The 25,755-nt window shown below is 38.2% G+C and carries 19 protein-coding genes and 2 pseudogenes; 6 read left to right on the plus strand and 15 right to left on the minus strand.

Annotated features, from left to right (window positions below; translation table 11 throughout):
• Nucleotides 1-33 precede the first annotated feature (33 nt).
• Genes spoVAC through KI343_RS04735 form a run of 5 tightly spaced genes read left to right on the plus strand, consistent with a single transcriptional unit; the run spans nucleotide 34 to nucleotide 2,964 of the window.
• The gene (gene spoVAC / locus KI343_RS04715) at nucleotides 34-513 is read left to right on the plus strand and encodes a stage V sporulation protein AC (protein ID WP_212925287.1); all 480 of its coding nucleotides are present in this window, start codon (nucleotides 34-36) and stop codon (nucleotides 511-513) included.
• Nucleotides 513-1,529, plus strand: coding sequence for a stage V sporulation protein AD (spoVAD, locus tag KI343_RS04720; RefSeq protein ID WP_212925288.1), 1,017 nt, complete (start codon nucleotides 513-515; stop codon nucleotides 1,527-1,529). Before spoVAC ends, spoVAD begins: the two co-directional genes overlap by 1 nt.
• Complete coding sequence (gene spoVAE, locus KI343_RS04725) at nucleotides 1,526-1,876, plus strand: stage V sporulation protein AE (protein ID WP_212925289.1); 351 nt, start codon at nucleotides 1,526-1,528, stop codon at nucleotides 1,874-1,876. Before spoVAD ends, spoVAE begins: the two co-directional genes overlap by 4 nt.
• An 11-nt stretch (nucleotides 1,877-1,887) precedes the next feature.
• Nucleotides 1,888-2,091: a DUF1657 domain-containing protein gene (locus KI343_RS04730; protein WP_212925290.1), complete on the plus strand. Its 204-nt coding sequence runs from the start codon at nucleotides 1,888-1,890 to the stop codon at nucleotides 2,089-2,091.
• A 12-nt stretch (nucleotides 2,092-2,103) separates the two neighbouring features.
• Nucleotides 2,104-2,964: a DUF421 domain-containing protein gene (locus KI343_RS04735; protein ID WP_212925291.1), complete on the plus strand. Its 861-nt coding sequence runs from the start codon at nucleotides 2,104-2,106 to the stop codon at nucleotides 2,962-2,964.
• Nucleotides 2,965-3,295: 331 nt separating this feature from the next.
• Here the strand turns inward: KI343_RS04735 and KI343_RS04740 are convergent, their stop codons facing one another.
• From KI343_RS04740 to citZ, 8 genes and pseudogenes are all read right to left on the minus strand, one after another.
• Nucleotides 3,296-4,276, minus strand: a complete 981-nt coding sequence (locus KI343_RS04740) for a zinc-binding dehydrogenase (RefSeq protein ID WP_212925292.1) — start codon at nucleotides 4,274-4,276, stop codon at nucleotides 3,296-3,298.
• Entirely contained in the window at nucleotides 4,257-5,210 is a 954-nt protein-coding gene (locus KI343_RS04745; RefSeq protein ID WP_212925293.1) for an ArsA family ATPase, read from the minus strand. The genes KI343_RS04740 and KI343_RS04745 overlap by 20 nt, the downstream gene beginning before the upstream one ends.
• A 44-nt stretch (nucleotides 5,211-5,254) precedes the next feature.
• Nucleotides 5,255-5,515, minus strand: a complete 261-nt coding sequence (locus tag KI343_RS04750; protein ID WP_212925294.1) for a cory-CC-star protein — start codon at nucleotides 5,513-5,515, stop codon at nucleotides 5,255-5,257.
• 246 nt (nucleotides 5,516-5,761) lie between these two features.
• Complete coding sequence (locus KI343_RS04755) at nucleotides 5,762-7,495, minus strand: carbon starvation CstA family protein (protein WP_212925295.1); 1,734 nt, start codon at nucleotides 7,493-7,495, stop codon at nucleotides 5,762-5,764.
• A 272-nt stretch (nucleotides 7,496-7,767) separates the two neighbouring features.
• Nucleotides 7,768-9,180 carry a hypothetical protein gene (locus KI343_RS04760; RefSeq protein ID WP_212925431.1) on the minus strand — a complete coding sequence of 471 codons (1,413 nt, stop codon included), beginning with the start codon at nucleotides 9,178-9,180 and terminating at the stop codon, nucleotides 7,768-7,770.
• Nucleotides 9,181-9,303: 123 nt separating this feature from the next.
• Nucleotides 9,304-10,239, minus strand: a pseudogene (gene mdh, locus KI343_RS04765) (malate dehydrogenase); the annotation flags it as partial.
• Nucleotides 10,240-10,384: 145 nt separating this feature from the next.
• Nucleotides 10,385-11,665: pseudogene (gene icd / locus KI343_RS04770) on the minus strand (NADP-dependent isocitrate dehydrogenase); the annotation flags it as partial.
• Nucleotides 11,666-11,714: 49 nt separating this feature from the next.
• Nucleotides 11,715-12,836, minus strand: coding sequence for a citrate synthase (gene citZ, locus KI343_RS04775; RefSeq protein ID WP_212925297.1), 1,122 nt, complete (start codon nucleotides 12,834-12,836; stop codon nucleotides 11,715-11,717).
• A gap of 493 nt (nucleotides 12,837-13,329) precedes the next feature.
• Here citZ and ytvI point away from each other — a divergent pair, with 493 nt between their 5' ends.
• A complete protein-coding gene (gene ytvI, locus KI343_RS04780; RefSeq protein ID WP_212925298.1) occupies nucleotides 13,330-14,436 on the plus strand; it encodes a sporulation integral membrane protein YtvI in 1,107 nt (368 codons plus the stop codon).
• Here ytvI and KI343_RS04785 read toward each other — a convergent pair whose 3' ends face one another.
• The 7 genes from KI343_RS04785 to dnaE all read right to left on the minus strand — a co-directional run bounded on the left by KI343_RS04785 (nucleotide 14,437) and on the right by dnaE (nucleotide 25,736).
• The gene (locus KI343_RS04785) at nucleotides 14,437-14,832 is read right to left on the minus strand and encodes an FxsA family protein (RefSeq protein WP_212925299.1); all 396 of its coding nucleotides are present in this window, start codon (nucleotides 14,830-14,832) and stop codon (nucleotides 14,437-14,439) included.
• A gap of 135 nt (nucleotides 14,833-14,967) precedes the next feature.
• Nucleotides 14,968-16,728, minus strand: a complete 1,761-nt coding sequence (pyk, locus tag KI343_RS04790; RefSeq protein WP_212925300.1) for a pyruvate kinase — start codon at nucleotides 16,726-16,728, stop codon at nucleotides 14,968-14,970.
• A gap of 41 nt (nucleotides 16,729-16,769) precedes the next feature.
• On the minus strand, nucleotides 16,770-17,729 hold the full coding sequence (gene pfkA / locus KI343_RS04795) for a 6-phosphofructokinase (RefSeq protein WP_212925301.1): 960 nt from the start codon (nucleotides 17,727-17,729) through the stop codon (nucleotides 16,770-16,772).
• Between the two features lie 357 nt (nucleotides 17,730-18,086).
• Nucleotides 18,087-19,043 (minus strand): acetyl-CoA carboxylase carboxyl transferase subunit alpha, encoded by a 957-nt coding sequence (gene accA, locus KI343_RS04800; protein ID WP_212925302.1) that lies wholly within the window; start codon nucleotides 19,041-19,043, stop codon nucleotides 18,087-18,089.
• Nucleotides 19,044-19,049: 6 nt separating this feature from the next.
• The gene (gene accD, locus KI343_RS04805; RefSeq protein WP_212925303.1) at nucleotides 19,050-19,904 is read right to left on the minus strand and encodes an acetyl-CoA carboxylase, carboxyltransferase subunit beta; all 855 of its coding nucleotides are present in this window, start codon (nucleotides 19,902-19,904) and stop codon (nucleotides 19,050-19,052) included.
• A 944-nt stretch (nucleotides 19,905-20,848) separates the two neighbouring features.
• Complete coding sequence (ystJ, locus tag KI343_RS04810; RefSeq protein WP_212925304.1) at nucleotides 20,849-22,087, minus strand: NADP-dependent malic enzyme; 1,239 nt, start codon at nucleotides 22,085-22,087, stop codon at nucleotides 20,849-20,851.
• Nucleotides 22,088-22,418: 331 nt separating this feature from the next.
• A complete protein-coding gene (gene dnaE / locus KI343_RS04815; RefSeq protein WP_212925305.1) occupies nucleotides 22,419-25,736 on the minus strand; it encodes a DNA polymerase III subunit alpha in 3,318 nt (1,105 codons plus the stop codon).
• Nucleotides 25,737-25,755 lie beyond the last annotated feature (19 nt).

The following is a 25,755-nucleotide window of genomic DNA, read 5'->3' on the forward strand; positions in this document are numbered from 1 at the left end:
ATTCATTTAGGTAATGAGAAAGGAGTATTATCAATGGGAGATAAAAAGAAGCAAAAATTACAGCCAAATCAACAGCAATACCAAGCTTTCCAACAAAAAAGGGAAGTAAAGCGGCCAATATTTAAAAATTGTATTAAAGCTTTTCTCGTAGGCGGGCTGATTTGTCTCATCGGACAACTTATATCCACATTTTATATTTACCAATTTAATTTCACAGAGCAAACAGCAGGAAACCCAACGATTGCAACTCTGATCTTTATTACGATGCTTTTAACTGGCTTCGGTGTCTATGATCGCTTTGCCCAGTTTGCCGGAGCTGGAACAGCAGTCCCTGTTACAGGCTTCGGGAATGCTGTTATCTCTTCAGCCATCGAATATCGATCAGAAGGATTTATTTTAGGTGTTGGAAGCAATATGCTCAAACTCGCTGGGCCTGTTATTGTTTATGGCGTGTTTTCTGCATTTATCGTAGCAATAATTAAAACAATTCTTAGACAATGGGGGGGATTCTAATGCTGCAAGGGCATCAATCCTGGATATTTACAAATCGTCCTACTATCCTTTCGACTGGGACAGTTGGAGGGCCTTTTGAGGCAAAGGGGAAAATCCCAGAAGCATTTGATATTCTCCATGAAGATATGTGGCTTGAGCAAGATTCTTGGGAAAAGGCACAGCAAAAAATGCTAGAAGAATCCTTGCAGACAACTTTAAAAAAGGGACGAATTGAAAAAGAACAAGTTGAATTTTTAATTGCCGGTGATTTAATTAACCAAATGACGCCGACAACCTTTGCTGCAAGTACAAGCAGCATTCCCTTTTTAGGAGCGTTTAGCGCCTGTGCAACATCCATGGAAAGTTTAGCACTGGCTGCTTCCATTATTAATGCAAAAGGAGCCAACTATATTCTTTGTGCCGCTTCCAGTCATAATGCAGCTACCGAGAAACAATTTCGTTACCCGACAGAATACGGTGGTCAGAAACCTCCTACCTCTCAATGGACTGTTACTGGAGCAGGAAGTGCGCTTCTTGGACAAAATGGAGATGGCCCAGTTATTACCGCTGCGACAATCGGAAAAGTAGCTGATATGGGGATGACCGATCCATTTAATATGGGTGGTGCCATGGCTATAGCTGCAGTTGATACAATTGAGGCACACTTTCGAGATATGCAAATCGAGCCGTCTTATTATGATTTGATTATCACTGGAGACCTTGGCCATATCGGCAGAGAAGTTTCTTTAGATTTATTGCATGAAAGAAACATCCCAATTGAGGCTGAAAAATATGTGGATTGCGGGATAGCTATTTATCGTGAGGATCAGCCTGTCCTTGCTGGTGGCAGTGGGGCAGCTTGCTCAGCCATTGTAACGTATGGTCATTTTGTTCAAGAACTGATCAAGGGAAATTTAAATAGAATTCTTGTTGTAGCGACTGGATCTCTTCACTCTACATTAAGTGTCCAGCAAAACGATTCAATTCCTTGTATTGCACATGCTGTGTCAATCGAAGCAAGGGGGGGAAATTTATGATATTTTTCTGGGCTTTTATTGTAGGGGGGCTCATCTGCGTTATCGGGCAAATTATGTTTGATGTATTCAAGCTGTCCCCTGCACATACATTAACGATTTTAGTTGTTTCTGGAGCTATTTTAGATGGGATTGGCTGGTATGAACCACTTATTGATTTTGCAGGAGCAGGAGCAACTGTACCAATTACAAGCTTCGGTAATTCTTTAGTTCACGGAGCGGTGCAAGAAGCAGAAAAACACGGATTAATTGGTGTAGTAACAGGTATGTTTGAAGTAACCAGCGCAGGGATATCCGCTGCCATTATATTTGGTGTTATCGGCGCCCTCTTTTTTAAACCAAAAGGATAGGATGATGTTTTATGACAGTAGGATCAGAAGTAAAAACATGTTATGCCACTTTAAAGTCCATTGAAGCTGGATTAGATTTATTACACGCTTCCACCACAGAACAGGATCTAAAAACAACGATTGAAGAGGTTTCTCAGTTAATTAAGGATGCACGCCATGATATACATCAGCAAGTTATCCATATCGACAAACAAGAACCGCAATACAAGTCATAAGGAGGGGAAACAATGCCTGAATGGATATCCATTATTATTCGCTCCATTATTCTAATCACTGTTCTTTTCTTTTTTGTAAAGTGGCTCGGGGCAAAGCAATTAGCTCAGCTCAACATATTTGAAACCATTTCTGGAATTGTTCTTGGCGGAATTGCCGCATTCCATACAGTAGATCCATACAATAGTTTTTATTATGCATTACTTGCTATGTTCGTCTGGTTTATCGCCGCATTTACGATTGAAAAATTATCTTTAAAAAGCAAGCGTATCAGAGATTTTACAGATGGGAAAAGTACTGTTTTTATTCAAAACGGCAAAATTATGGAGGAAAATTTAAAAAAAGAAGGTTACTCAACAGACGATTTGCTGCAAAAACTACGTGATAATAATCAATTTCTTGCTTCAGACGTAGAATTCGCAGTATTAGAACCAACTGGAGAATTAAATGTTCTTCCAAAGAAAGAAAATCGTCCAATTACGTTAAAAGACTTAAATATGACCGCAGCGCCGGATAAAGAGCCACAAACGGTTATCGCTGATGGAAACATATTATTGGAACCTTTAGCTAATGCTTCCTTAAATCCAACTTGGTTAGAAGCAGAATTAGAAAAACAAAATGTCACGGTTGATAATGTTTTTCTCGGTCAAGTTGATCATAAAGGTCAATTATATCTAGACCTTTATGATGATCATATCGCAGTACCTGAGCCGTCTCAGTCTGCTCTCTTATTAGCTAGTATGAAAAAATGTCAAGCAGATTTAGAATTATTTTCCTTGGCTACGGATAATCCACAGGCCAAGGAATTATACAATCGAAATCAAAAACGACTTAAACAAGCTATAGAACGAATGAAGCCTTATTTAAAAGCGTGAGCATTAAATTCCCATTTTGTTTAATTGACCAAAGAACAAAAGCGCAGAGCGCCCGTTTAAAAACGTAGAGACTGGAGCGGCGTAACTGAGATAAAGGAATCACGGTGAGGTGACGAACCGATGATGACTTATCGTAGGGCGCGACGCGAAGTCTCCTAGTTTTTGGCGCTTGGAGCTGGACGTGGCTATTTTTCTATAAATAGTTATCCACACGCAAACAATATTATAATTTCCTAGACAATAAAAAAGGCAGCGAGACACTCCTGTAACCAGCTAGTCTCCTGCTGCCTATAACTTCAGTGAATTTTGCTTACCTTCTAGATTCCTTTCCTTAAGAAATACGGATAATGACCTTTCCAAATTGATTCCCTTCATCTAAATAACGAAGCGCATCTAAACTTTGGTCCAGAGGAAAAATACGATCGACCACTGGTCGTAACTGATGTCTCTTTGCATGCTCAAGCGCCGCGACCAGTTCTTCTCTACAGCCCATCGTCGACCCGATAAGCTTAAATTGTCCATAGAAGAAAGAACGTAGATCAAACTCCACCACATCGTCCGTCGTTGCGCCGAACGTGACAAACTTACCGCCTTTTTTCAAAATAGCCAAAGAGCGCTGGAAAGTTGCTTTTCCGTTACTATCGATGACCATATCAATCGTTTCATTACTTAATTTTTCTTTCCAGTCATCTGCTGTATCTATAACTATATCTGCTCCCAGCTCCAGAGCCTTTTCCCTTTTCTTTTTACTTCTTGAAGTCGTGATTACCCGCGCACCAATGTTTTTAGCAAATGCGATTAAATAGGTTGCCACACCGCCACCTGCTCCAGGAATAAACACAGTCTCCCCTTTTTGCAGCTGACCTTTTGTAAACATCGCTCGATATCCTGTCAATGCCGCTAATGGGAAAGCAGCTGCTTCTTCCCAGCTCATATATGACGGTTTTGGCTCTACCTGGTCTTCCGAAATAACAATTTTATCTGCAAACGTCCCGTGATCCGGCATTCCTAGAATATCAAATTCTTTTGGCGGTGCTTCACTATTTCGTACCCAGCGTAAAGATGGGTTAATAATTACTTCATCTCCAACCTTTACATCCGTTACATTTTTTCCTACCTCTTCAATAATACCTGCCCCATCTGATCCAAGAATCAAAGCTTCCTCAGCTTCTTTTCTGCGATTAGGGATGGTTAGATCGCGGCGATTAAGCCCTGCTGCTTTCAACTTAATAACAACATCTGACCCTTCTGGTTTTTGGAGCTCCATGTCTTTCAAATGCAAGCTTCCGTTTTCATGTACGAGTGCTCTCATTGTCTAATACCTCCTTCAAATAAGTTCCCATTCGTTTCAACTGTTTACGATTTGTGATATCTTCCGAAAAAAATGGAATATACAAAATGGTTTGTGCAGAAAATTCCGCAGCGATATGCTCTAGATAGATTTTTTCGTTTTGTTTCCGTTTTTCAAAGAAGCCACCTCCAGCCTCATCTGGTAATACTTTGTTAACAATGACGCAAGGAACATCTATTTGAAATTTCTCTAAAAGGCGGATCGCTTTTTTCGTTTCTGCTATGGGCAATTTTTCTGGATTCAAAACAAATAAAAAAGATGTTTCCTGCTTGTCCAACAAAATTTCTCTTGCCCTAGCGAATCGCTGCTTTCTTTCTTGCAATGTATCGTAAATCGGGTCATCTACAGCTTGTCCATCATGCAATAATTGAGAATATTGCGTATTCGTTTTTTTCCTTTTATTTAACAGACCTTCAATCCAAATACCCATTAATTCCGGCAGAGATAACAAGCGAATCGTATGTCCAGTTGGTGCCGTATCAAATACTAGTTTATCAAACCTGCTCCCTTCTTCCAAAATAATTGATATCAACTTATCAAACAAAGCAGCTTCATCTGCTCCTGGAGAGGCTTTTGCTGTATCTAATTGGCGATGTACCTCCTCCATCATATGGACATGGACAACTCCTTGTATATTCTCTTTTACTTTTCGAATATACGATTCCGTCTCTTTTTCGGAATCAATCTCCAGTGCATAAAGATTTTTTTCAATATATGTGGTTTTTCCGCCGATGGACTGCTGAAAAATATCACTCACATTATGCGCTGGATCCGTCGAAATAAGTAACGTACGGTATCCTTTCTCAGCAAATCCCATTGCTAACGCAGCAGCTGAGCTGGATTTTCCAACACCGCCTTTTCCACCCACAAAAAGAATTCGGTTATTTTTTCCCAAGCTACATTACCCCTCCTTCTATGTATGACAAACAAATCTATTTTTTAACAGCATCGAATCCCGTTGAGCGGAGATTTATCCATTCCCATTCGTAGATGCCAGTCATGGAAGGATTCAAGAATGTAAGGGTATAGCTCCAATGTATAATAATAAACCGGGTTAGGTATTCCTAACATTTCAGAATACAGAAGAAGCAAGAAAAAATCATCCTCGTTTCTCAGCTCTCTGGCGACTTCTGACTTATGCGGCAAACTGATTACTTCCTCATAATAGTGAATCAGTTGTTTTAATTTGTCTGTCAGCATATTCCACCTCTACAAAATAAAATAGTTATTTTTATATATTGACTTCCATTCATACCTTTTTTAGAGGATGTTCAAAAAGTCCGGTAAAAATGACACTTCGAATTTCTTCGTTGGCTTGCTTTTCCGTTCCTCACGTATTATTTGCATACGTTCCGGTACTCAAAAGCTACGCCGCCTCGAACTTCTTGGTCCTTTTTATCCTCCTTTTTGAACACACACTTTTAGAAGATATGAATGGAAGCAAGACTAGTCTTTATTTAATGGGTCTTCTATTTTTTTCATCAGCTCTGAGAAAGATGTTAAAGCTATCCATATAGCAAAAACAAAGATAATGGAACCTAACACGAACAGGAGCATATTTGATCCTGAACCAAACCAAGACCATTCAAAGATAACCTGTTGGAACATGGCAAATAACGTCATAAAAATAAGGAAAATCATGGGGATAAGTGCTACCATATAATTACTTCCTTTGCGTTTTAACCAAATAGCAATTAAGAATAAACTAATGGCAGCCAGTAATTGATTGGCAGTACCAAATAATGGCCAGATGAGGTAGCCTCCCGATCCGAAACCGTTTGGTCCTTCAGGGATTAGCACAAGTGCTGCACTGGAAAGAACAGCGATCGTTGTCGCTACATGCGTCTTTGTCAATGGCTGAATTTTATATTCAATGCCTAATTCTGCAATAATATACCGCATCAGACGAACGGATGTATCTAATGTTGTCGCTGCAAAACTAACCACTATAATGGATACGATCGTAGTTGCTATATCTGTTGGAATTCCCAATCCTTGTGCTAATGTTGCTGCTCCTTCAATAAACGTTCCCAGCCCGATTGCATTTGCTTCTGTAAAAGAAGTGTAAGCGGCTGAAAATGCATCTGTGTTTGCAAAAAATGTTCCTACTGCGAGGATAGAGACAAGCGCCAAAATCCCTTCTCCCACCGCACCAAAGTAACCGACAAAACGTGCATCTGTTTCTTTATCCAACTGTTTCGAGGAAGTTCCTGATGAAACTAATCCATGAAACCCGGAAATCGCTCCACACGCAATGGTAATGAACAGGAGCGGCAGAAAGCTCTTATCTGGACTTTCATTTATTGCTGGAGCCGTCATGTTCGGGGCTGTAAAAAGTAATCCCAGATACAATATTGCCAGCCCTACTACTAATTGATGAGAATTAATAAAATCTCTTGGCTGCAATAACTTCCACACAGGAAGCGTGGATGCAATATATACATATACCATTAATATAACAATCCATATGAGAAACGCTGTTGAAACTGTACTCAAACCGAATAAACCGGCTCCATTCTCACCGCCCATGTACCCGACCAAATCAATTTGTAAGAATCCGACTCTGCTTGCCAAAATTGCCGTTAAATACATGACGACTAATGCAATAATGGACGGCAGGAGCATTCTTACGTTCCGTTTGTACGCTGCATAGCCAATCCAGATGGCTAAAGGGATTTGGAGGAAAACAGGAAACACACTCGCAGGATAACTAATAAATAAATTCGAAATAACCCAGGCAAAAACAGCATTCACCATCAATACAAGGATAAGGATAATAAATAAGAATAATAGCTTTGCTCTTCTTCCTACTAAGCGATCTGCTATGGTTCCAACCGAGTAACCTTTATTACGGACAGACAAAGCTAATGTTCCGAAATCATGCACACCTGCTGCAAAGATTGTCCCTAAAACAACCCATAAAAAAGCTGGAAGCCATCCCCAATATATAGCTATTGCTGGACCTAAGATAGGTGCGGCTCCTGCTACAGAAGTGAAGTGGTGCCCCCACAAAACAAATTTATTGGTTGGAACATAGTCCACTCCATCTTTGAAACGGTGCGCAGGAGTGATATAATCAGGGTCTAATCGGAATATTTTCTCTGCAACAAACTTTGAATAGTAACGATAGCCTAAAATAAACAGGGTAATTCCAGCTAACGCAATTAAAATCGCATTCATATTCAATTACTCCTCCCTTTTTAAACTCACACATTTTTAGAAGCGCTTAAATGAGTAAAATCTCCTTTCTTATTTTTTTCATTAGTTTATCTAATTAAATATATATTCACAATGTATTTAAAAAATTTCAAATAATGCTAGATAGAAAAGATTTACCTAAAATTTCTCATATAATATGTATAGTTATTGTTAAATGAATCAACAAAAAATTGTATGAGTTAGAATCTATACACGGAATGCAATCTAACCCATACAATTTCATTTTCTTATTATTAAAAGAGAATAACCGCAGCGATTGTCGCTATAGAAAGACCAATTATTACAGGAAAAAAGTTTTTCCGGACTAACTCCATTGCTGAAACACCACAAAATCCTGCAACGGCTATAAGCGAAGACCACGCGATTAATGCTCCTCCACCAGTCCAAATAGCTCCAAGCTGACCAATTGCAGCTAAGGTACTTGCATCTATGGAAGCAGATTCCAACGATGCAGCTAAAGCTCCAGTTAACGGCAATCCAGAAAATCCCGAACCATCTAAACCAGTGATAATTCCTACAAATAATAAACTAAAGGCTGCAAACACCGAACTTTCTGGAAGGAAAGCCTGTATAGAGGAAACAATATCAAACAAGAAAGATGGTGCTTCTTCCACAAGTAAAATTCCCTTAGAAAATTCAGCGCTTCCCAAAAAGAAAAATCCTGCGATAGGAATAACTGGCCCCATTGCTTTAAAAGCAAAAACAAATCCATTTGTAATATGATTTCCTACATAATCTAACGCATTTTGCTTCCCAAATACGCCTGTAGCAAGCAGTAATAAAATAACTGCTACACCCCCGACAAGGGCAGCTCCTTCTCCACCAACCAAATCACTTGGACCAAAAAATTTATTATAAAGCATATAGCCAACCACTAAAAGTAAAACTATTGGAACCAGCCAGGCAAAAATACGTCTCCATTGCATCAAATATTTTGAAGCCGATTTGTGTCCTGAAGAATCATAGTCTTGAATTTGTGCAGCTTCTTCTTGATTTCTTGAATCTCCCTTTGAACGTATTGATTTTCGATAGAATAAATACGCTAACACCGATGCAATAACTCCAGTAATCAGTGAAAGAACTAACGACCGATCTGCAACGGCCGAAGTTTCTACACCGGCTGCGGCAGCGGATAGAGCTGGTGCTACCTGAACAATATAATCAGAAGATAATGCCATCCCTTGACCTGCAATGGTAATCGCAACTGCTGCTGTAATTGCGGGAAGCCCAGAACGTATTGCAGCCGGAACAAGTAAAGCGCAGATAAGCGGTACAGCTGGTGTCGGCCAGAAAAACAAGGAAATTAAATACGTCACGATGATTAACACAAAATAAGAAAGATGTCCATTAATCATGATCTTTTGAATCGGCTGAATCATAAGCACATCCGCTTGTAAATCCTTTAATGCATTTAATAAAGCTAGCATAAAAGTAATAATCAAAAAGATGCTGAATAGTTCTTGCGCGGCTACTAAATTGGCATAAAAAATAGCCATAAAACCGCTGATAATACTCCCCTTATAAGCGCATGCAATAACAAACGTACCTAATAAACTCGGAAGCACAATCCCTCTTCGGAATATCATTGTCGCTAAAATAAGCAACGCGAAAAAACCATACAGTAAGTGTGCGACAGTTAAACTCATCTTATTCCGCATCCTCTCCTTCAATGTGTATAGTAGCCTATGCAACAATGAAGTTAGAGGATACAAAGAAATTAAAACACACAATGATTGAAACGCTGCCATTGTGTGTTTGCTAAGACGTTTATTGAGAATATCGATTACTTTTTTCACGGATTCTGCTGATTTATCTAATTGTTTTTTCTCCTCCTCTGTCAAGTCCAGCGCGATAACTTCCTCTATTCCTTTTCCACCGAGCACCGTTGGGACACCTAGGTAAATGTCATGATATCCATATTCTCCTTCTAAATAAGCAATGGACGGTAGTATCCGGCGTTGGTCTTTTAATATTGCTTCTGCCATTACTGTTAAAGATGCAGCAGGCGCATAATACGCACTTCCATTACCTAAAAGATTAACGATTTCGCCACCGCCAGTGCGGGTTCGCTGTACAATCTGCTCTAGTCGCTCTTTAGATATCAGCTTCTCAAGCGGAATACCACCTGCATAGGAATAGCGAATAAGTGGTACCATATCATCTCCGTGACCGCCGAGGACAAATCCAGTAATATCTTTTACGGAGAGATTTAATTCCTCTGCGACAAATGCTCTAAAACGAGCCGTGTCCAGAACTCCTGATTGGCCTATAACACGTTCTTTTGGAAGCCCGGAAGCTTTATAAACTGTATAGGTCATAGCATCTACTGGATTGGTCAGTACAATAATTGTTGTATCCTCAGAGTACTTCACAACTTCCTTTGTAACCGCAGTCATTATTTTGGCATTTGTATTCACCAAATCATCCCGGCTCATTCCTGGTTTCCGTGCAATCCCAGCAGTAATAATAACTAAATCAGAATTCTTTGTGTCCGTATAATTTGCAGTACCTGTTATTTTTGCATCAAAACCTTGAACCGGAGCTGCTTCTGCCATATCCAACGCTTTTCCTTTTGTCGGGTCCTCCATATCAGGAATATCAACAAGAACAACATCGCCTAATTCTTTTTGCGCAACCATTAATGCCGTTGTTGCCCCTGTAAACCCAGACCCAATAACAGAAATTTTTTTACGTCTAGAAACCATGTTGCTTCCTCCTCAAACTTTATTTAAAAATATAGATTTAAAGAAAATGCTTGCAGTACCGAAATTTCGTCACCACAAACATTTTCTTTTATTTCGGTTAGGCCATAAGAACCTTTCCCGTTCTACTATTCATCTATTCTATTTATTAGGCTTCCATGTTCTTAATTAATTCATCAGCGAACTCAGAGCATTTCACTTCTGTTGCTCCGTCCATAAGACGTGCAAAGTCATAAGTTACAACTTTAGAACCAATTGTTTTATCCATTGATTTTGTAATTAAATCAGCTGCTTCTCTCCACTCTAAATGCTCTAGCATTAATACAGCAGATAGAATAACAGAAGATGGGTTAACTTTATCTAATCCTGCATATTTAGGAGCAGTACCGTGTGTTGCTTCAAAAATAGCATGTCCAGTATCATAGTTAATGTTTGCTCCTGGAGCAATACCAATTCCCCCAACTTGTGCTGCTAGCGCATCAGAGATATAGTCACCATTTAGGTTCATTGTTGCTACCACATCAAATTCTTTTGGACGAGTAAGAATTTGTTGTAAAAAGATATCTGCAATAGAATCTTTGATAAGGATTTTACCAGCTGCTAATGCATCATCCTGTGCTTTGTTTGCTGCATCTTTACCTTCAGCTTCTACAATGCGATCATACTCAGCCCAAGTAAATACTTTATCACCGAATTCATCTTCAGCAACTTCATATCCCCAGTTTTTGAAAGCCCCTTCTGTAAATTTCATTATGTTACCTTTATGTACTAAAGTAACACTCTTACGTCCTTCGCTTAATGCATAATTAATTGCTGCGCGGACAATACGTTTTGTACCTTCTTCAGATACAGGTTTAATACCGATGCCGGATGTTTCCGGAAAGCGTACTTTATTTACTCCCATTTCATTCTTTAAGAAGTCAAGAACTTTCTTCACATCGTCAGAACCTTTTTGCCACTCGATACCTGCATAAATATCCTCTGTGTTTTCACGGAAGATAACCATATCCACATCTTCTGGACGTTTTACTGGAGATGGCACACCTTCAAAATAACGTACTGGACGGAGGCAAGTAAATAAATCTAATTCTTGACGTAAAGCTACGTTAAGAGAGCGGATTCCTCCTCCAATTGGAGTTGTTAAAGGTCCTTTAATAGCAATCTTGTATTCATTGATTTTATCTAGAGTATCTTGTGGCAACCATTCACCTGTTTTATCAAATGCTTTTTGGCCAGCATATACTTCTAACCACTCAATTTCTTTTTCACCATTGTAAGCTTTTTCAACTGACGCTTCGATTACACGGCGAGCAGCAGCCCAAATATCCGGGCCTGTCCCATCGCCTTCAATAAATGGAATGATTGGTTGATTTGGTACATTCAATTCGCCATTTTCTACTACAATTTTTTCACCTTGTGTCATAGATAAAACCTCCTGATAATAATTCCTACTTTGATTCTACTACATTTTAATAGTATTAGCCTCTTTGTTCAATAGCTACATATTCTTGCAAATCTGGTCCATTATATTCTGCACGAGGACGGATTAATCGGTTATCTGCATATTGTTCTAGAATATGGGCTATCCAACCAGAAGTTCTGCTTATTGCAAAAATCGGTGTAAATAAATCTTCATCGATTCCTAAGCTGTGATAAACAGAAGCGCTATAAAAATCAACGTTCGCCGGTAAACCTTTATGCTCTTTAACATAATCTTCAATAGTGACAGACATATTATACCATTTTTCTTGGCCTGTTAGCTTTGTTAGCTGTTTGGACATTTCTTTTAAGAATTTAGCTCTCGGATCGCCATTACGATATACACGGTGCCCCATCCCCATAATTTTTTCCTTATTTTCCAACTTTTCTTTAATGTATGGGATGGCATTTTCTTCCTCACCAATTTCCTGCAGCATCTTCATTACATTTTCATTGGCACCGCCATGTAAAGGTCCTTTTAAAGCTCCAATAGCCGCCACCAATCCTGAATAAATATCTGAAAGTGTTGCGACGCACACGCGAGCTGTAAAAGTAGATGCATTTAATTCATGATCTGCATGAAGAACTAGCGCTTTATTGATTGCTTCTATCTCAATATCTTTTGGTTCTTCGCCATTCAGCATATATAAGAAGTTGGCTGCATAACTTAAGTTTTCTTTTGGTTGAACTGGATCTTTCCCATCTCGAATTCTTGCAAAGGCTGCTACAATAGAAGCAATTTTAGCTTGAATACGAATAGCTTTTCGTTTATTAGCCGCTTCATCCATTTCATCTGCTTCCTCATCAGAAACACCTAATAATGAAACCGCTGTCCGCAAAGCTGCCATCGGGTGAACGCGCTTTAAATCATAAGAACGTAAATGGTCGATGATTGCATTTGAAATTGTCATGTTTTTTGCCAAATCAGCCTTTAACGCATCTAATTCATGTTTTGTCGGAAGCTTTTGATTCCAAAGTAAATAAATAATTTCTTCAAAACTGGAATTTTCAGCTAAATCATCAATTTTATAACCCACATAGGACAGTTGATCATCAATGATCGAACTAATTGCTGATTGCGTTGCAACTATATTTTCTAATCCTTTTGTCGATGTTGACATATTACCCTCTCCCTCTCCAATTAATCAAGATATGGCATATCCATATCATATAAAACAATACAAGGGTGACAAACTAAGTATTTGGCTGTTTAAAACGATGTAGGAATAATCAATCAAGGAAACTAAATTTTCAGCTCGTGTATTCAAGCGATGGAACGCGCGTTTAGCGGATGATAAAACGTGGAACCAATTTATTTGAAACTTACGAATTAATGAATTTATTATTCTACTTTTTAAACAAACACGAAATAGATTATCTTTAGCTGTACCCTTTACTTCGATGAAAGAAATCTTTTTTGTCTGCCCAATTATCATTATAAATGATTATTGGTGGAATGTGAATTGAAACCGTTTAAATTTTATTAATAACTGTTAGATTCACCCATTTTTAGTTGGTTTTCCCCCCTAAAGCTTGGTTTAAACACCTTACTACTTCTATTTTCTCACTGAAGTTCATAGTTTTAAATAAGATCTTTTACTTGGAGGATACAGAATGCAATCAAAAATCATCGGTCAATTTACGCGCACCCTCGTTATTATAGTCATTTTAATTAGCAGTATTTTTGTTTGTTATATACTATTTCCTTATATATATCCTATTTTGATAGCATTTTTCTTATCTTTCCTCTTTCAACCTTTTATCAACTGGTTTGTTGATAAACTTAAAATGCCTAGATTGCTAGCTTTAATAACTACTTTTATTATTTTTATTAGCTTGTTTATTTTATCTTTATTCTTTTTAGTCAGTGAAGTCTATCAGGGTATCCTTTATTTATCGGACAGGCTTCCTTCTTATTTTCATCATACGATGGAACAGTTCCAGCTGTTTTTAGATAGTCGAATTTTACCTTTGTATGAACAATTACTCTCCGTACTAAATACACTACAAGTCGACTATCGTTTTGAGGTTTCTGAGTATATCGATTCTTTTACAGCGTCCATTACTACAGCGCTGACTCATTTCTTTCAATTGCTTTTGCAACAAACAGCTAATTTTCTGATTGTATTACCAAATTCATTCGCTGTTTTTATTTTTATTGTACTAGCTACTTTTATGATTAGTTATGATTTCGATAACATTCAAAGAAAGTTTCATAAAGTGTTACCTTCTAATTGGTACGCGCACTATAAAAATATAAAAACGCAGCTGTCGAAAGCTGTGATTGGCTATTTTAGAGCACAATTTATATTAGTTTGTATTTCTGCTGTTATCTTGTGTGCAGGTCTTTTAATCCTTCAAGTAGAACATGCTTTTACGATTGTTTTATTTGCTGCAATAGCTGACTTTATCCCTTATTTAGGAATTGGAATTATTGTTTTACCTTGGATACTATTTAGTTTTTTTTCCTTCAATTATCCTTTAACAATTGGCCTGTCTATTCTTTATGCACTTATCATTATCATCAGGCAGCTTATCGAACCTAAAATCGTAGCTACATCTATTGGCATTTCGCCTTTAATTATGCTTATTGGTATGTTTTTAGGAATCCAGTGGTTCGGCATCCTTGGATTTATTATTTCACCAATTATTTTGGTTGTGATTCTTGCTATCAATAAATCTGGTGTGTTTCAGCAATTATGGCTTTATATTAAAGGTTAATTACCAGCGGCGATAAATGATCGTATTTCTGCCCAAAAACTGCATCGCAATTTTCTTTAATTGCTTTCTGAATTTCTTTCTTGTCCATGGGATTAATAATAGCAAACCAACGATGTCTAAAACAAAACCTGGGATAATAAGGAGAAATGCGCCAAGCATCGTCGCTGCTCCATCTAGAATTTCATCAGTTGGAGGCACACCTCTCTGTAGTTGCAGTTGTGCTCGTTTAAATACTTCGATACCTTGATATCTAGCAAGAAAAACACCTAAAATACCTGTTCCAATAATTAACCCTATGACCCATAGAACACCAATCAGATGACTTAACCATAAAAATATGCCAATTTCTATCGCTGGGATAATAATAAATGCTAGAAGAAAGTGTTTATTTCTCATTTTCAACATCCTCTCTACATTGACGCGGAATACATTAACCCCATCAAAAACACTTACTAAAACTTTATTTATTCCTAATGTGAAACAAAACCCTCGAATATGTATCGAGGGTTTTGCATTCATATTATTATTATTCTATAGTACACCTGCATGTCCAGCATATACCTGTCCACGGCTGCTATCTACCGTAATGTCTTGACCATCTTCTAATCGTTCAAAAACATTCTCTACGCCTACGATAACAGGAATTCCAAGACTTACTCCAACTACTGCCGCATGAGAAGTCAGACCGCCTTCTTCGGTAATAACTGCAGCTGCTTTTTCAATTGCCGGCATCATTTCTTTTTCCGTTGCATGTGTTACAAGGATGTCTCCTTCCTCCACACGAGATAATGCTTCTTCGTTATTTTTGGCAAATACAACATGACCGTATGCACTATTTCTGCCAATACCTTGACCTGTTGCAATAACATCACCAATAACATGGACTTTCAATAGGTTTGTTGTACCTTTTTCACCTACTGGCACTCCTGCAACGACCATTACTGTATCGCCACGCTTGCATACACCAGAGTTAAGTCCTTGGGTTACTGCTACTTCTAACATTTCATCAGTTGACTTTGTTTGTGTACCTTGAACTGCGTGCACACCCCATACAAGAGAAAGCTGGCGGTTAACCACTTCGTCCACAGTTACTGCAAGAATCGTTGCTCTTGGACGATATTTTGAAACCATTCTAGCTGTAGATCCACTTTCCGTTGGTGTAATAATGGTACCAATATTTAAGTTATATGCTGTATGGGAAACAGATTGTGTGATTGCTTCTCTGATTTTCATATCAACATTTTTAGAACGCTCTTCTAAAATCGCTTTGTGATCTAATGCAGATTCTGCTTTTAGAGCAATATTACTCATTGTTTGTACAGACTCGACTGGATAAGCTCCAGCTGCTGTTTCACCAGATAGCATGATTGCGTCTGTACCATCAAAAATTGCATTGGCAACGTCAGAAGCTTCTGCACGGGTCGGACGAGGGTTGCGTTGCATCGAATCTAACATTTGTGTAGCAGTAATAACTGGTTTTCCTGCTGTATTACATTGTTTAATCAATTTCTTCTGCACAAGCGGCACATCTTCAGCTGGGATTTCAACACCAAGGTCTCCACGTGCCACCATTAAACCATCACTAACTTCTAGGATGCTGTCGATATTATCGACACCCTCTTGGTTTTCAATCTTAGGGATGATTTGAATATGGTCTGCATTGTGCTGCTCTAATACTTCTTTAATTTCTAACACATCAGATGGTCGGCGAACAAAAGATGCCGCAATAAAATCTACGCCTTGTTCAATCCCGAAGATAATGTCATTTGTATCTTTATCTGTAATTCCCGGAAGATTTACAGATACATTTGGTACGTTAACACCTTTTTTATTTTTAATTTCTCCAGAGTTTAACGCAACAGTAACAATTTCCCCTTTTTCTTGGTTTATTCCTGTTACTTCTAATTCAATAAGACCATCATCCAATAAGATTTTAGATCCTTCATGAACATCGTTGATTAATCCATCATACGTAATAGAAAACCGTTCAGCAGTACCTTCTACTTCAGTCATGGAAATAATTACTTCTTTCCCTTGAACAATATCTGCTCTTCCTTCTTTAAAGTTTCCTGTACGAATTTCAGGGCCTTTTGTATCAAGAAGGATAGCTACTGTTTTGTTTTTCTTAGCAGCTGCTTCGCGAATATTTTTGATTCTTCCGCCGTGCTCATCGTAATCTCCATGTGAAAAGTTTAGACGTGCAACATTCATACCTGCGTCGATAAGCTTCTCCAATTTCTCTATTGATTCTGATGCCGGGCCAATTGTACAAACAATTTTTGTATTTCTCATTTTGTTTCCTCCTTAAATTAAACCTAATTCCTTGGCTTTCTTTAGATAGAAAGCTCTTTGGATAACTGGAACATCTCTTTGTTAATATGATGTTCTAATTTTAAGATGTCATTAATATCATTATCGACAATTTGATTGTTTTGGATTCCAACCATACGTCCACCTTTATTATTTAAAAGCAGTTCTACAGCTGCAGCACCGAGTCGGCTTGCTAATACTCTATCTTGTCCAGTTGGCGATCCACCTCTTTGAATGTGTCCTAGTACAGTAACTCTTGTTTCCAGATTTGTAGCTTCTTCAATACGTTTCCCGACTTCAAATCCGTTCCCAACACCTTCTGCAAGCAGAATTATACTGTGTTTTTTACCACGCTTGTGTCCTCGATTTAATCGTTCAACAATATTAGAGAACTCGTCTTTTTGTTCTGGAATAAGAATACTCTCAGCACCAACAGAGAGACCAGCCCATAATGCTAAATCACCTGCATCGCGCCCCATAACTTCAATGACATAGGTACGTTCGTGGGATGTTGCTGTATCACGGACTTTGTCTACAGCATCAATAATCGTATTGAGAGAGGTGTCAAATCCAATCGTAAAATCTGTTCCTGCAATATCATTATCAATAGTTCCTGGTACACCTATACAAGGAATCCCCTTTTCTGTCAGCTTTTGCGCTCCTTTAAAACTGCCATCACCGCCAATTACAATCAAACCTTCGATACCAGATTTTTTCATTTGTTCAATTGCTTTTAGCTGTCCTTCATCTGTTTTAAATTCATTGCTTCTTGCTGAAAATAAAATAGTGCCTCCACGGTGAATAATATCACCGACAGAACCGAGATGCATCTGTTCAAAATTACCATCCATTAGACCTTGATAACCATTTTTCACGCCGATTACTTCCATGTCATGATAGATGGCTTTTCTTACAACTGCACGAATAGCAGCATTCATACCAGGTGCATCGCCACCACTAGTTAAAACCCCAATTTTTTTCATTTATTTCTCACCTCATTGTTAATGTATTGCAATGTACAGCTTTATTTTAAGCATGTTCAACGTGTTAAGGTCGACCAATCTGTTGACCTCACTAAATACAAGACAACTGTTATTGGACAGGTATACTCTTTTGCTTAAGTTCCCTCATTGATAGTTTTAAAACACCCGAACATGCACTTATATAAATAAAGATAAAGAAAATCATGAGAGATAGCAATTATAAACCAAAATATAGAAATAAGCGATTATTGATTCTTTATCTTTCGTCCACCACTCTATCCATTTTACATGATTCTTTCATTATAATCCAAAACAAAATAAAGGCTGATATTCATTCTCAGCCTTTATAAACGATATTTATACCGTTTGAAATGAACCTATCTTCTTATATTTTTGCCATCTTTCCTCTACAATATCCTCAGGTGACAATTTATTTAACTCATTTAGTGATTTTTCAAGCACTCGATCTATGAAAGCAGCCTGCGCGTCGATATCCCGATGCGCGCCACCTTTTGGTTCTGGAATAACTTGGTCAATCACATCTAGTTTTTTCAAGTCTGGAGCTGTAATCTGCATGGATTCAGCAGCACGTTGCGCTTCACCTGCATCCTTCCAAAGAATGGAAGCTGCACCTTCTGGAGATATAACGGAATATGTAGCGTTCTCCAGCATGTGAACATGGTTTCCAACACCGATTCCCAGCGCACCGCCACTTCCACCTTCTCCTATAACAATACATACAATAGGAACTGTTAAACCAGCCATTTCCATTAAATTCTTGGCAATAGCTTCACTCTGCCCTCTTTCTTCAGCAGCTTTACCCGGATAGGCCCCTTTTGTATCTATAAAAGTAATAATTGGTCGATGGAATTTCTCGGCTTGTTTCATATGGCGCAGTGCTTTTCGATAACCTTCCGGATGTGGCATTCCAAAATTGCGCTGAATATTTTCTTTTGTGTCTTTTCCTCGCTGATGTCCAATCACTGTTACTGGTTGATTTTTATAATACGCAATTCCTGAAACAATTGCTTCATCCTCACCAAAAAAACGATCTCCATGAAACTCGATAAAGTCTTCAAATAATCTCTCTACATAATCTAATGTAGTAGGACGATCCGGATGCCTTGCCATTTGGACACGATTCCAAGGCTTTAAGTTACCATAAATGTCTTCTTCCAGTTTTTCCAAGCGTTCTTCTAGTGTCTGAATCTCATCTTTCAAATCAATTTCGCTGTTTTCTGTAAATGACTTGAGCTCTTTAATTTTTTCTTTCAAATTAAAGATTGGCTTTTCAAATTCTAATATTTGCGCCACTTTAGATTACCTCCCATCCGCATGCAAGGAAAGAATCTTCCCAAGCGTTGTCTTCATATCATGGCGGTGAATAACCTTATCTACTTGACCATGCGCTAACTGAAATTCTGCTGTTTGAAAATCATTCGGTAATTTTTCCCGAATAGTCTGTTCAATAATCCTTCTGCCTGCAAAGCCAATTAATGCTCCTGGTTCTGCAAAGTTATAATCCCCAATAGACGCAAAACTTGCAGATACGCCACCAGTTGTTGGATGAGTCATTACAGAAATCATTAAATTCCCGCTATCTCTAAATCGTTTGACAGCAAATGAAGTTTTTGCCATTTGCATTAAGCTCAATAGCCCTTCTTGCATACGCGCACCACCAGACGCTGTAAATATAACAAACGGAATAGACTCTTTTCTAGCTTTTTCAATTGCTCTTGTTATTTTTTCTCCAATTGCTGACCCCATACTCCCCATACGAAAATGCGAATCCATCACAGCAAATGCAATCTTGTTATCGTTAATCGCACCTGTGCCAGTAACGACACCTTCGTTAAGATCCGTTTTCTGACGATCCTTCTTAATCTTATTCTCGTAATCAGGGAAATCAAGCGGATTAGCAGAGGTTAGACCTGCATCCCACTCTTCAAATGTTCCTTCATCGAATAGACTTTCTATTCTTGCCCATGCTGTCATTGGATGATGATATCCACAATTTGGACAAACATATAAAGATTTTATTATTTCTTTTCGATAATAGATTTGTTTACAATTATCACATTTCTGCATTAAACCTTCTGGAACATCCACCTTTGCTTTCTCGCTCGGGATTGATGCATACTTTTTACGCTTGCCGAAAAAATCTTTGAGTGGCAAGATTATCCCCCCTTTTTCTGCTACTAGAATATCTGCATATATAGAACAAAACTTCCCTCATTGGAAGGTCCGCCCCAACGATGAAGGAAAACAAGCTAACATCTTCGTGAGGTGAAAAGCTTAAATAACTCGTATCGTGGGACTAAGGGATCTCCGTCCTAGCAAAAGCGTTCTTGGTTTGAAGGAATCAAAAAGTTCGTTCACCTAACGCCCTCCCTCTCTATTTTGAGATAGACGATCAGAGACGGTTCTCCACAATAAAATTCGTTGCATATATTATCTAGTATTCAAATAGAGCTTTCGATAAGAGCAATTTCTTATTTTACTATTGTAAACTATTTTGCCGAGTTATAATAGTTATTCCATAAAAATGAAAGTGATTTTACTTTCAGCGGATGTTCAAAAATCCAAAAAATGACGTATCGGGATCAGGTCATACTCCTAAAAAGACAGCGTCTTGAGTCATTGCGATTACACGTCCCGCAAATGCGCTACTCATATCAAAAGTATACCTACAACTAGCTGGAAATCGCGCTGCCTCGAACTTATCGGCCTTTATTCACCGTATTCTTTAAAGACACATTTTCAGATGCCCAACAAATAGATTAACACCAGATTCCAAGTCACGCAATCAGGTTGTCTCTATCAACTAAAAAATATATTAGAAAAGCATGGCTCTTCACCAAAATATAGGGGTGACTGGCAGGAAAGGATTCGTAATCAAATCAATGTTCCATGAATTGCAAAATAAAATAGTAAACACATTTTAACTAGATTTTTCTTAAAGTAAAAAATTCGAAGTTTCATTCTTATTGGACTTTGAACAACAACTTCTTAATTTATCTCTTATCATGAAACATCCCCAAAACATCTTTCTATTCAAGCAAAAATGTTTCAGGGGATGATTTTCATTACTTATAAAATTTAGATGGAACAGCCTCTTATTATTTATTATTTTGCTTTGTTAAACGTCTTGTCTTTTCGGCTACTTCTTCAGGATCAACCTGAATACGTGCTACACCAGATTTCATAGCTGCTTCAGCTACATGCTTGGCTACCAATGGTGCAACTCTATCATCAAAAGGAGAAGGAATAACATAATCCTCATGTAAATGTTCTTCTGAGATTAACGAGGCAATCCCCTCTGCAGCAGCAATTTTCATTTCTTCATTAATTCGCGTTGCCCTGACATCCAATGCCCCTCTGAAAATTCCTGGAAAAGCAAGCACATTATTTACTTGGTTTGCGAAGTCAGATCGGCCTGTACCAATGACTCGCGCCCCTGCTTCTTTGGCATCGGCTGGCAATATTTCTGGATCTGGATTTGCCATAGCAAAAATTATCGCATCATCATTCATCTTCCTTACCATTTCTTTGGTTAAAGCTCCGCCTACTGAAACACCAATGAATACGTCGGCACCTTCTAAAACATCTTCTAAGCTTCCTTCTATTTTCTGTGCGTTCGTATATTTAGCAACAGTTTCTTTTACACGGTTCATTCCATTGGGGCGCCCCTCATAAATAGCCCCTCTAGAATCACACATAATCATGTCATGGACACCTAAACTTTTTAATAAACGGATGATAGCAATCCCTGCTGCGCCTGCGCCATTGGCAACAACTTTTATATTAGAGAAATCTTTATTTACTAGTTTTAGGGCATTCATTAAACCAGCAACAGTTACAATCGCTGTACCATGCTGATCATCATGAAAGATAGGTATATTTGTTTCACTTTTCAATCGATCTTCGATAATAAAGCAATTGGGAGCTGCAATATCTTCCAGATTCACACCGCCAAATGTTGGTTCCATCAATTTAACCGTCTCAACAATTTTATCAACATCCTGCGTATCAAGACATATTGGAAATGCATCTACACCTGCGAAACCTTTAAATAAAACTGCCTTCCCTTCCATAACTGGCAAAGAAGCTTCTGCACCAATATTACCAAGTCCTAAAACAGCAGATCCATCACTTACTACAGCTACCATATTCCCTTTCATCGTATAATCGTAGACAGTTTCTTTCCGCTCATAAATTTCTTTACAAGGTTCTGCTACCCCTGGAGAATACGCTAAGCTTAAATCATCTTTATTGCTTAATGGAACCTTTGTATGCACTTCTAATTTCCCCTGCTTCAGTTTGTGTAAATGTAATGCTTCATCTCGTAGATTTACCACCTGAATCCCGCTCCTTTAAATACATTAATATGTACAATTAATCCGCTTACAAATATGGGCAAGCTACCTAAATCTCCTTTATTATAACAGATGGTAACCCTGTGTAAAGTAACTACGTATTTAAAATTTATATCTTCTATATAATCTGAATACTTCGCGCTATCACGATAGGAAAAGAGAGCAGAGAAGTCGTTTCCCCATTGAGATTGATTTCGTCCTGCTCCCATCCTAAAATACCTGCGACGCCGGGTTTGGGTGTAGTAAACACCCAGTCCCAGAGCCCATATATTTCTTCACTCATTTCAGCTTTCCACTACAACCTGTATGTTTATTATTTTTCCACTACATTTTCATTTCCAAAATATTTTTTTAGCTGCCTTAATTCTTTTTCATTCAGCTGTAAAGCATAACTATTTGCAAGACGATACGTTTCTTTTTTGATAGGATCATACACAATCACAGGCGTTTTTCCTGGATGATGGTCGGCTAAATGCTTCAAATAGCTTAAGACACTGCTTTTATCTTGGTTTGTCATTCGAATGTATAATTTTTTGGTGTTTGGTATGCCTATTTCCGAGAAATCTAATGTCGCTAACTCTTTTATAACTAATTGTTGCTTCTGATTCCTTTCCTCTGCAGAAACACGCATCCAAATCATTTGTTCTTCATACAACTGATTAGCCACTTCTCGAAATAAATCCGGGAAAATAACGGCATCCATTTTTTTATCTTCGTCTGTTACCGTTAAAAAAGCCATCCTTTCCCCGCGTTTCGTACGAATTACCTTGATTTCTTCCACAACACCAACGGTATAAATTTCTTTTCTCTCACCTACAAAATGTCCCGCCTGCTTTAAAGTAATGATTCCATTGGCCCTTAGTAAATCTCGATAACTTTCAAATGGATGATTCGAGACATACATGCCGATCAATTCTTTTTCATAAGTAAGCTTCTGTATCATGGTATAGTCCTCTATCTCCACATACTCCAGCTCAGCATGAAACAAGGAAGCTTCCTCAAGCATTCCTTGGAAAAGTTCTTTTTGCTCGAGAGCTGGCTCAATGGAAGCTATCAAACTTGCTCGATTCTTATGGAAGCTATCAAACGCACCTGTTAAGACAAGATTTCTAATTGTAGCCCGGTTCACCTTTTTTCCGTCAACCCGCATACAGAAATCAAAAAAACTGGCAAATAGTGCTTCTTTTCTCACCTCTAAAATATGGACTAATGCTTGATGACTGATCCCTTTGACAGCAGCTAACCCTACACGGATATTCTTTTTTTCAACAGTAAATTGATGGTAGCTTTTATTAATATGCGGGGCAAGTATCTTAATGTCAGACTCTCTCAGTGATTCCTGATAAGCAGATAGCTTATCAGGCTGATTTTTTGCATCTGTTAATAGGCATGCAAAGAATACTTCTGGATAATGCGCTTTTAAAAAGCTTAACTGATAAGATATCTTACTGTATGCTACTGCATGGCTTCTTGGAAATCCATAATTCGAAAAACGAACAATCCAACTGAAAATTTCCCCGGCCACTGCCTTGGAATAACCTTTATTTAAACATCCTTTTATAAAAGCCTCTTCTTGTTGCCGCATAATGTCTTTGTTCTTTTTACTTACTGCCCTTCTTAGAATATCCGCTTCGCCAAGGCTGAATCCAGCAATATGATGAGCAATTTGCATAATCTGTTCTTGATATATAAGAACGCCATAGGTAGATTTTAAAATCGGCTCCAAATCCGGATGCGGATAGGTAACGGCCTCTTCGTTAAACTTACGCCGAATATAGACAGGTATAAAATCCATTGGACCCGGTCGATACAATGCATTTACTGCTACAATATCTTCAAAGGAGGAAGGCTGTAGCTCTTTGAGAACGTTTTGCATACCAGCAGATTCTAATTGAAAAATACCACTTGTCAGTCCTTTTCTCAACATAGCGAAAGTCTTTTCATCTTGCTCTGGTATGTCAGCTAAAGACCAATTATTTTTCTCTCTATAAGCAACCCCCTTAGCAATCCTTTCTATTAGTGAAAGATTTCTAAGTCCCAAGAAATCCATTTTTAGCAAACCGACTTCTTCCAGCTCTTTCATGGCATATTGCGTTAAGTATGTTTCACCCGTTCCGCTTGTTAACGGAACATCCTCTATTAAAGAATGCTCGCTAATAACAACACCAGCAGCATGCGTCGACACATTTCTCGGTAACCCCTCTAATTTAATTGCTATCGAAAAAAGAAGTTTTAACTTATCTGACGCTTTTACATACGCCGCCAATTCTTTTGACGTCTGCATAATGCTTGGGATAGTTTTAGAAGAAGCCTGTTGAATTTCCCGTAATATATAACGCACATCCTGATCATGAACGTCCATTGTTTTCATCAATTCACGAAGAATAGAACGTGTCGCAAATGTTCCAAAAGTAATTATTTGCGCAACATGCTCTTTGCCATATTTATCTCTTACATAATCAATTACTTCATCACGACGAATATCAGAGAAATCTACGTCAATATCGGGCATAGTCAGTCTCTCCGGGTTCAAAAAGCGCTCGAATAAAAGGTTGTATTTAAGCGGATCAACTTCCGTAATCCCTAAAATATAAGAAACGATGGAACCCGCGGATGATCCCCTCCCCGGCCCGACAATAATATTATTTTTTTTTGCAAACCGAATAAAATCAGCAACAATTAAAAAATAATCACTATAGTTCATCTTTATAATGGTATCTAATTCATATTCCAGCCGCTCTCTATGCGCAGCTGTGATAGTTGTATAGCGTTCCTTAAGCCCTTTTTCACAGATTTCTCGTAGATATACATCTGCTGGTATTTGATTTGGTGTTGGAAAAGAAGGAAGATGCTGTTCATCAAAATTCAAATAGGTTGTACACTTATTTGCAATTTCTTCTGTTCTATCCAATAAATCTGGCCAAGCAGGGAATAATTGCTGCATTTCTTCTAAAGAGGCGAAGTGGTGACCTGCAGGTAAGAACTCTTTACTTTTTGGAACCCACTTTTCTCCATGGCGCATAGACTGCAAACAATCATAAGCTAGGACATCTTGTTCATCTAAGTACAGAACTTCATGGATAGCCACATATGAAAAAGAAGCCTCTCTCCATGCACTAAGGTGATGCATACTCGAATCAATTCCAACATAAAATTCTCCCCGCAGAAAACAAGCTTCTACTTTCTGGAGCTGTTGAAACAGCTGTTCTTTATTTGTTTCAATAAAACAGTTGTTATTTTCCATAAATGGCTTTACAGATTGAATGCCAATTATGCCTTTTGTGAAATCTCCTAACTGTTCAATCGATAATTTATCTAAATGATGTGTTTGTAAATACGTACTAAGCCTTAATAATTGCTGATAACCTACTTTATTCTTTGCCAGCAAAATTAATGGGCTGCCAGCCTCATTCTCTTCTAGCTGAACCGTAACAGTCATCCCAATTATTGGTTTAATCCCTTGCTCCATACATGCTTTATAGAATGAAATAGCACCGTAAAGAACAGCTTCGTCCGTTAAACACAAGTTTTGATAATGAAGCTTTTTTGCTTTTTGAACGAGCTTTGGGATGGAAATGGTGCTCTCCATTAAACTATAGCCGCTTTTCACTGATATATGTGTGTATGTCATTCTATCCCGCCTTCTTTCC

It is taken from the genome of Oceanobacillus sp. J11TS1, assembly GCF_018333215.1.
Classification (GTDB): domain Bacteria; phylum Bacillota; class Bacilli; order Bacillales; family Amphibacillaceae; genus Oceanobacillus.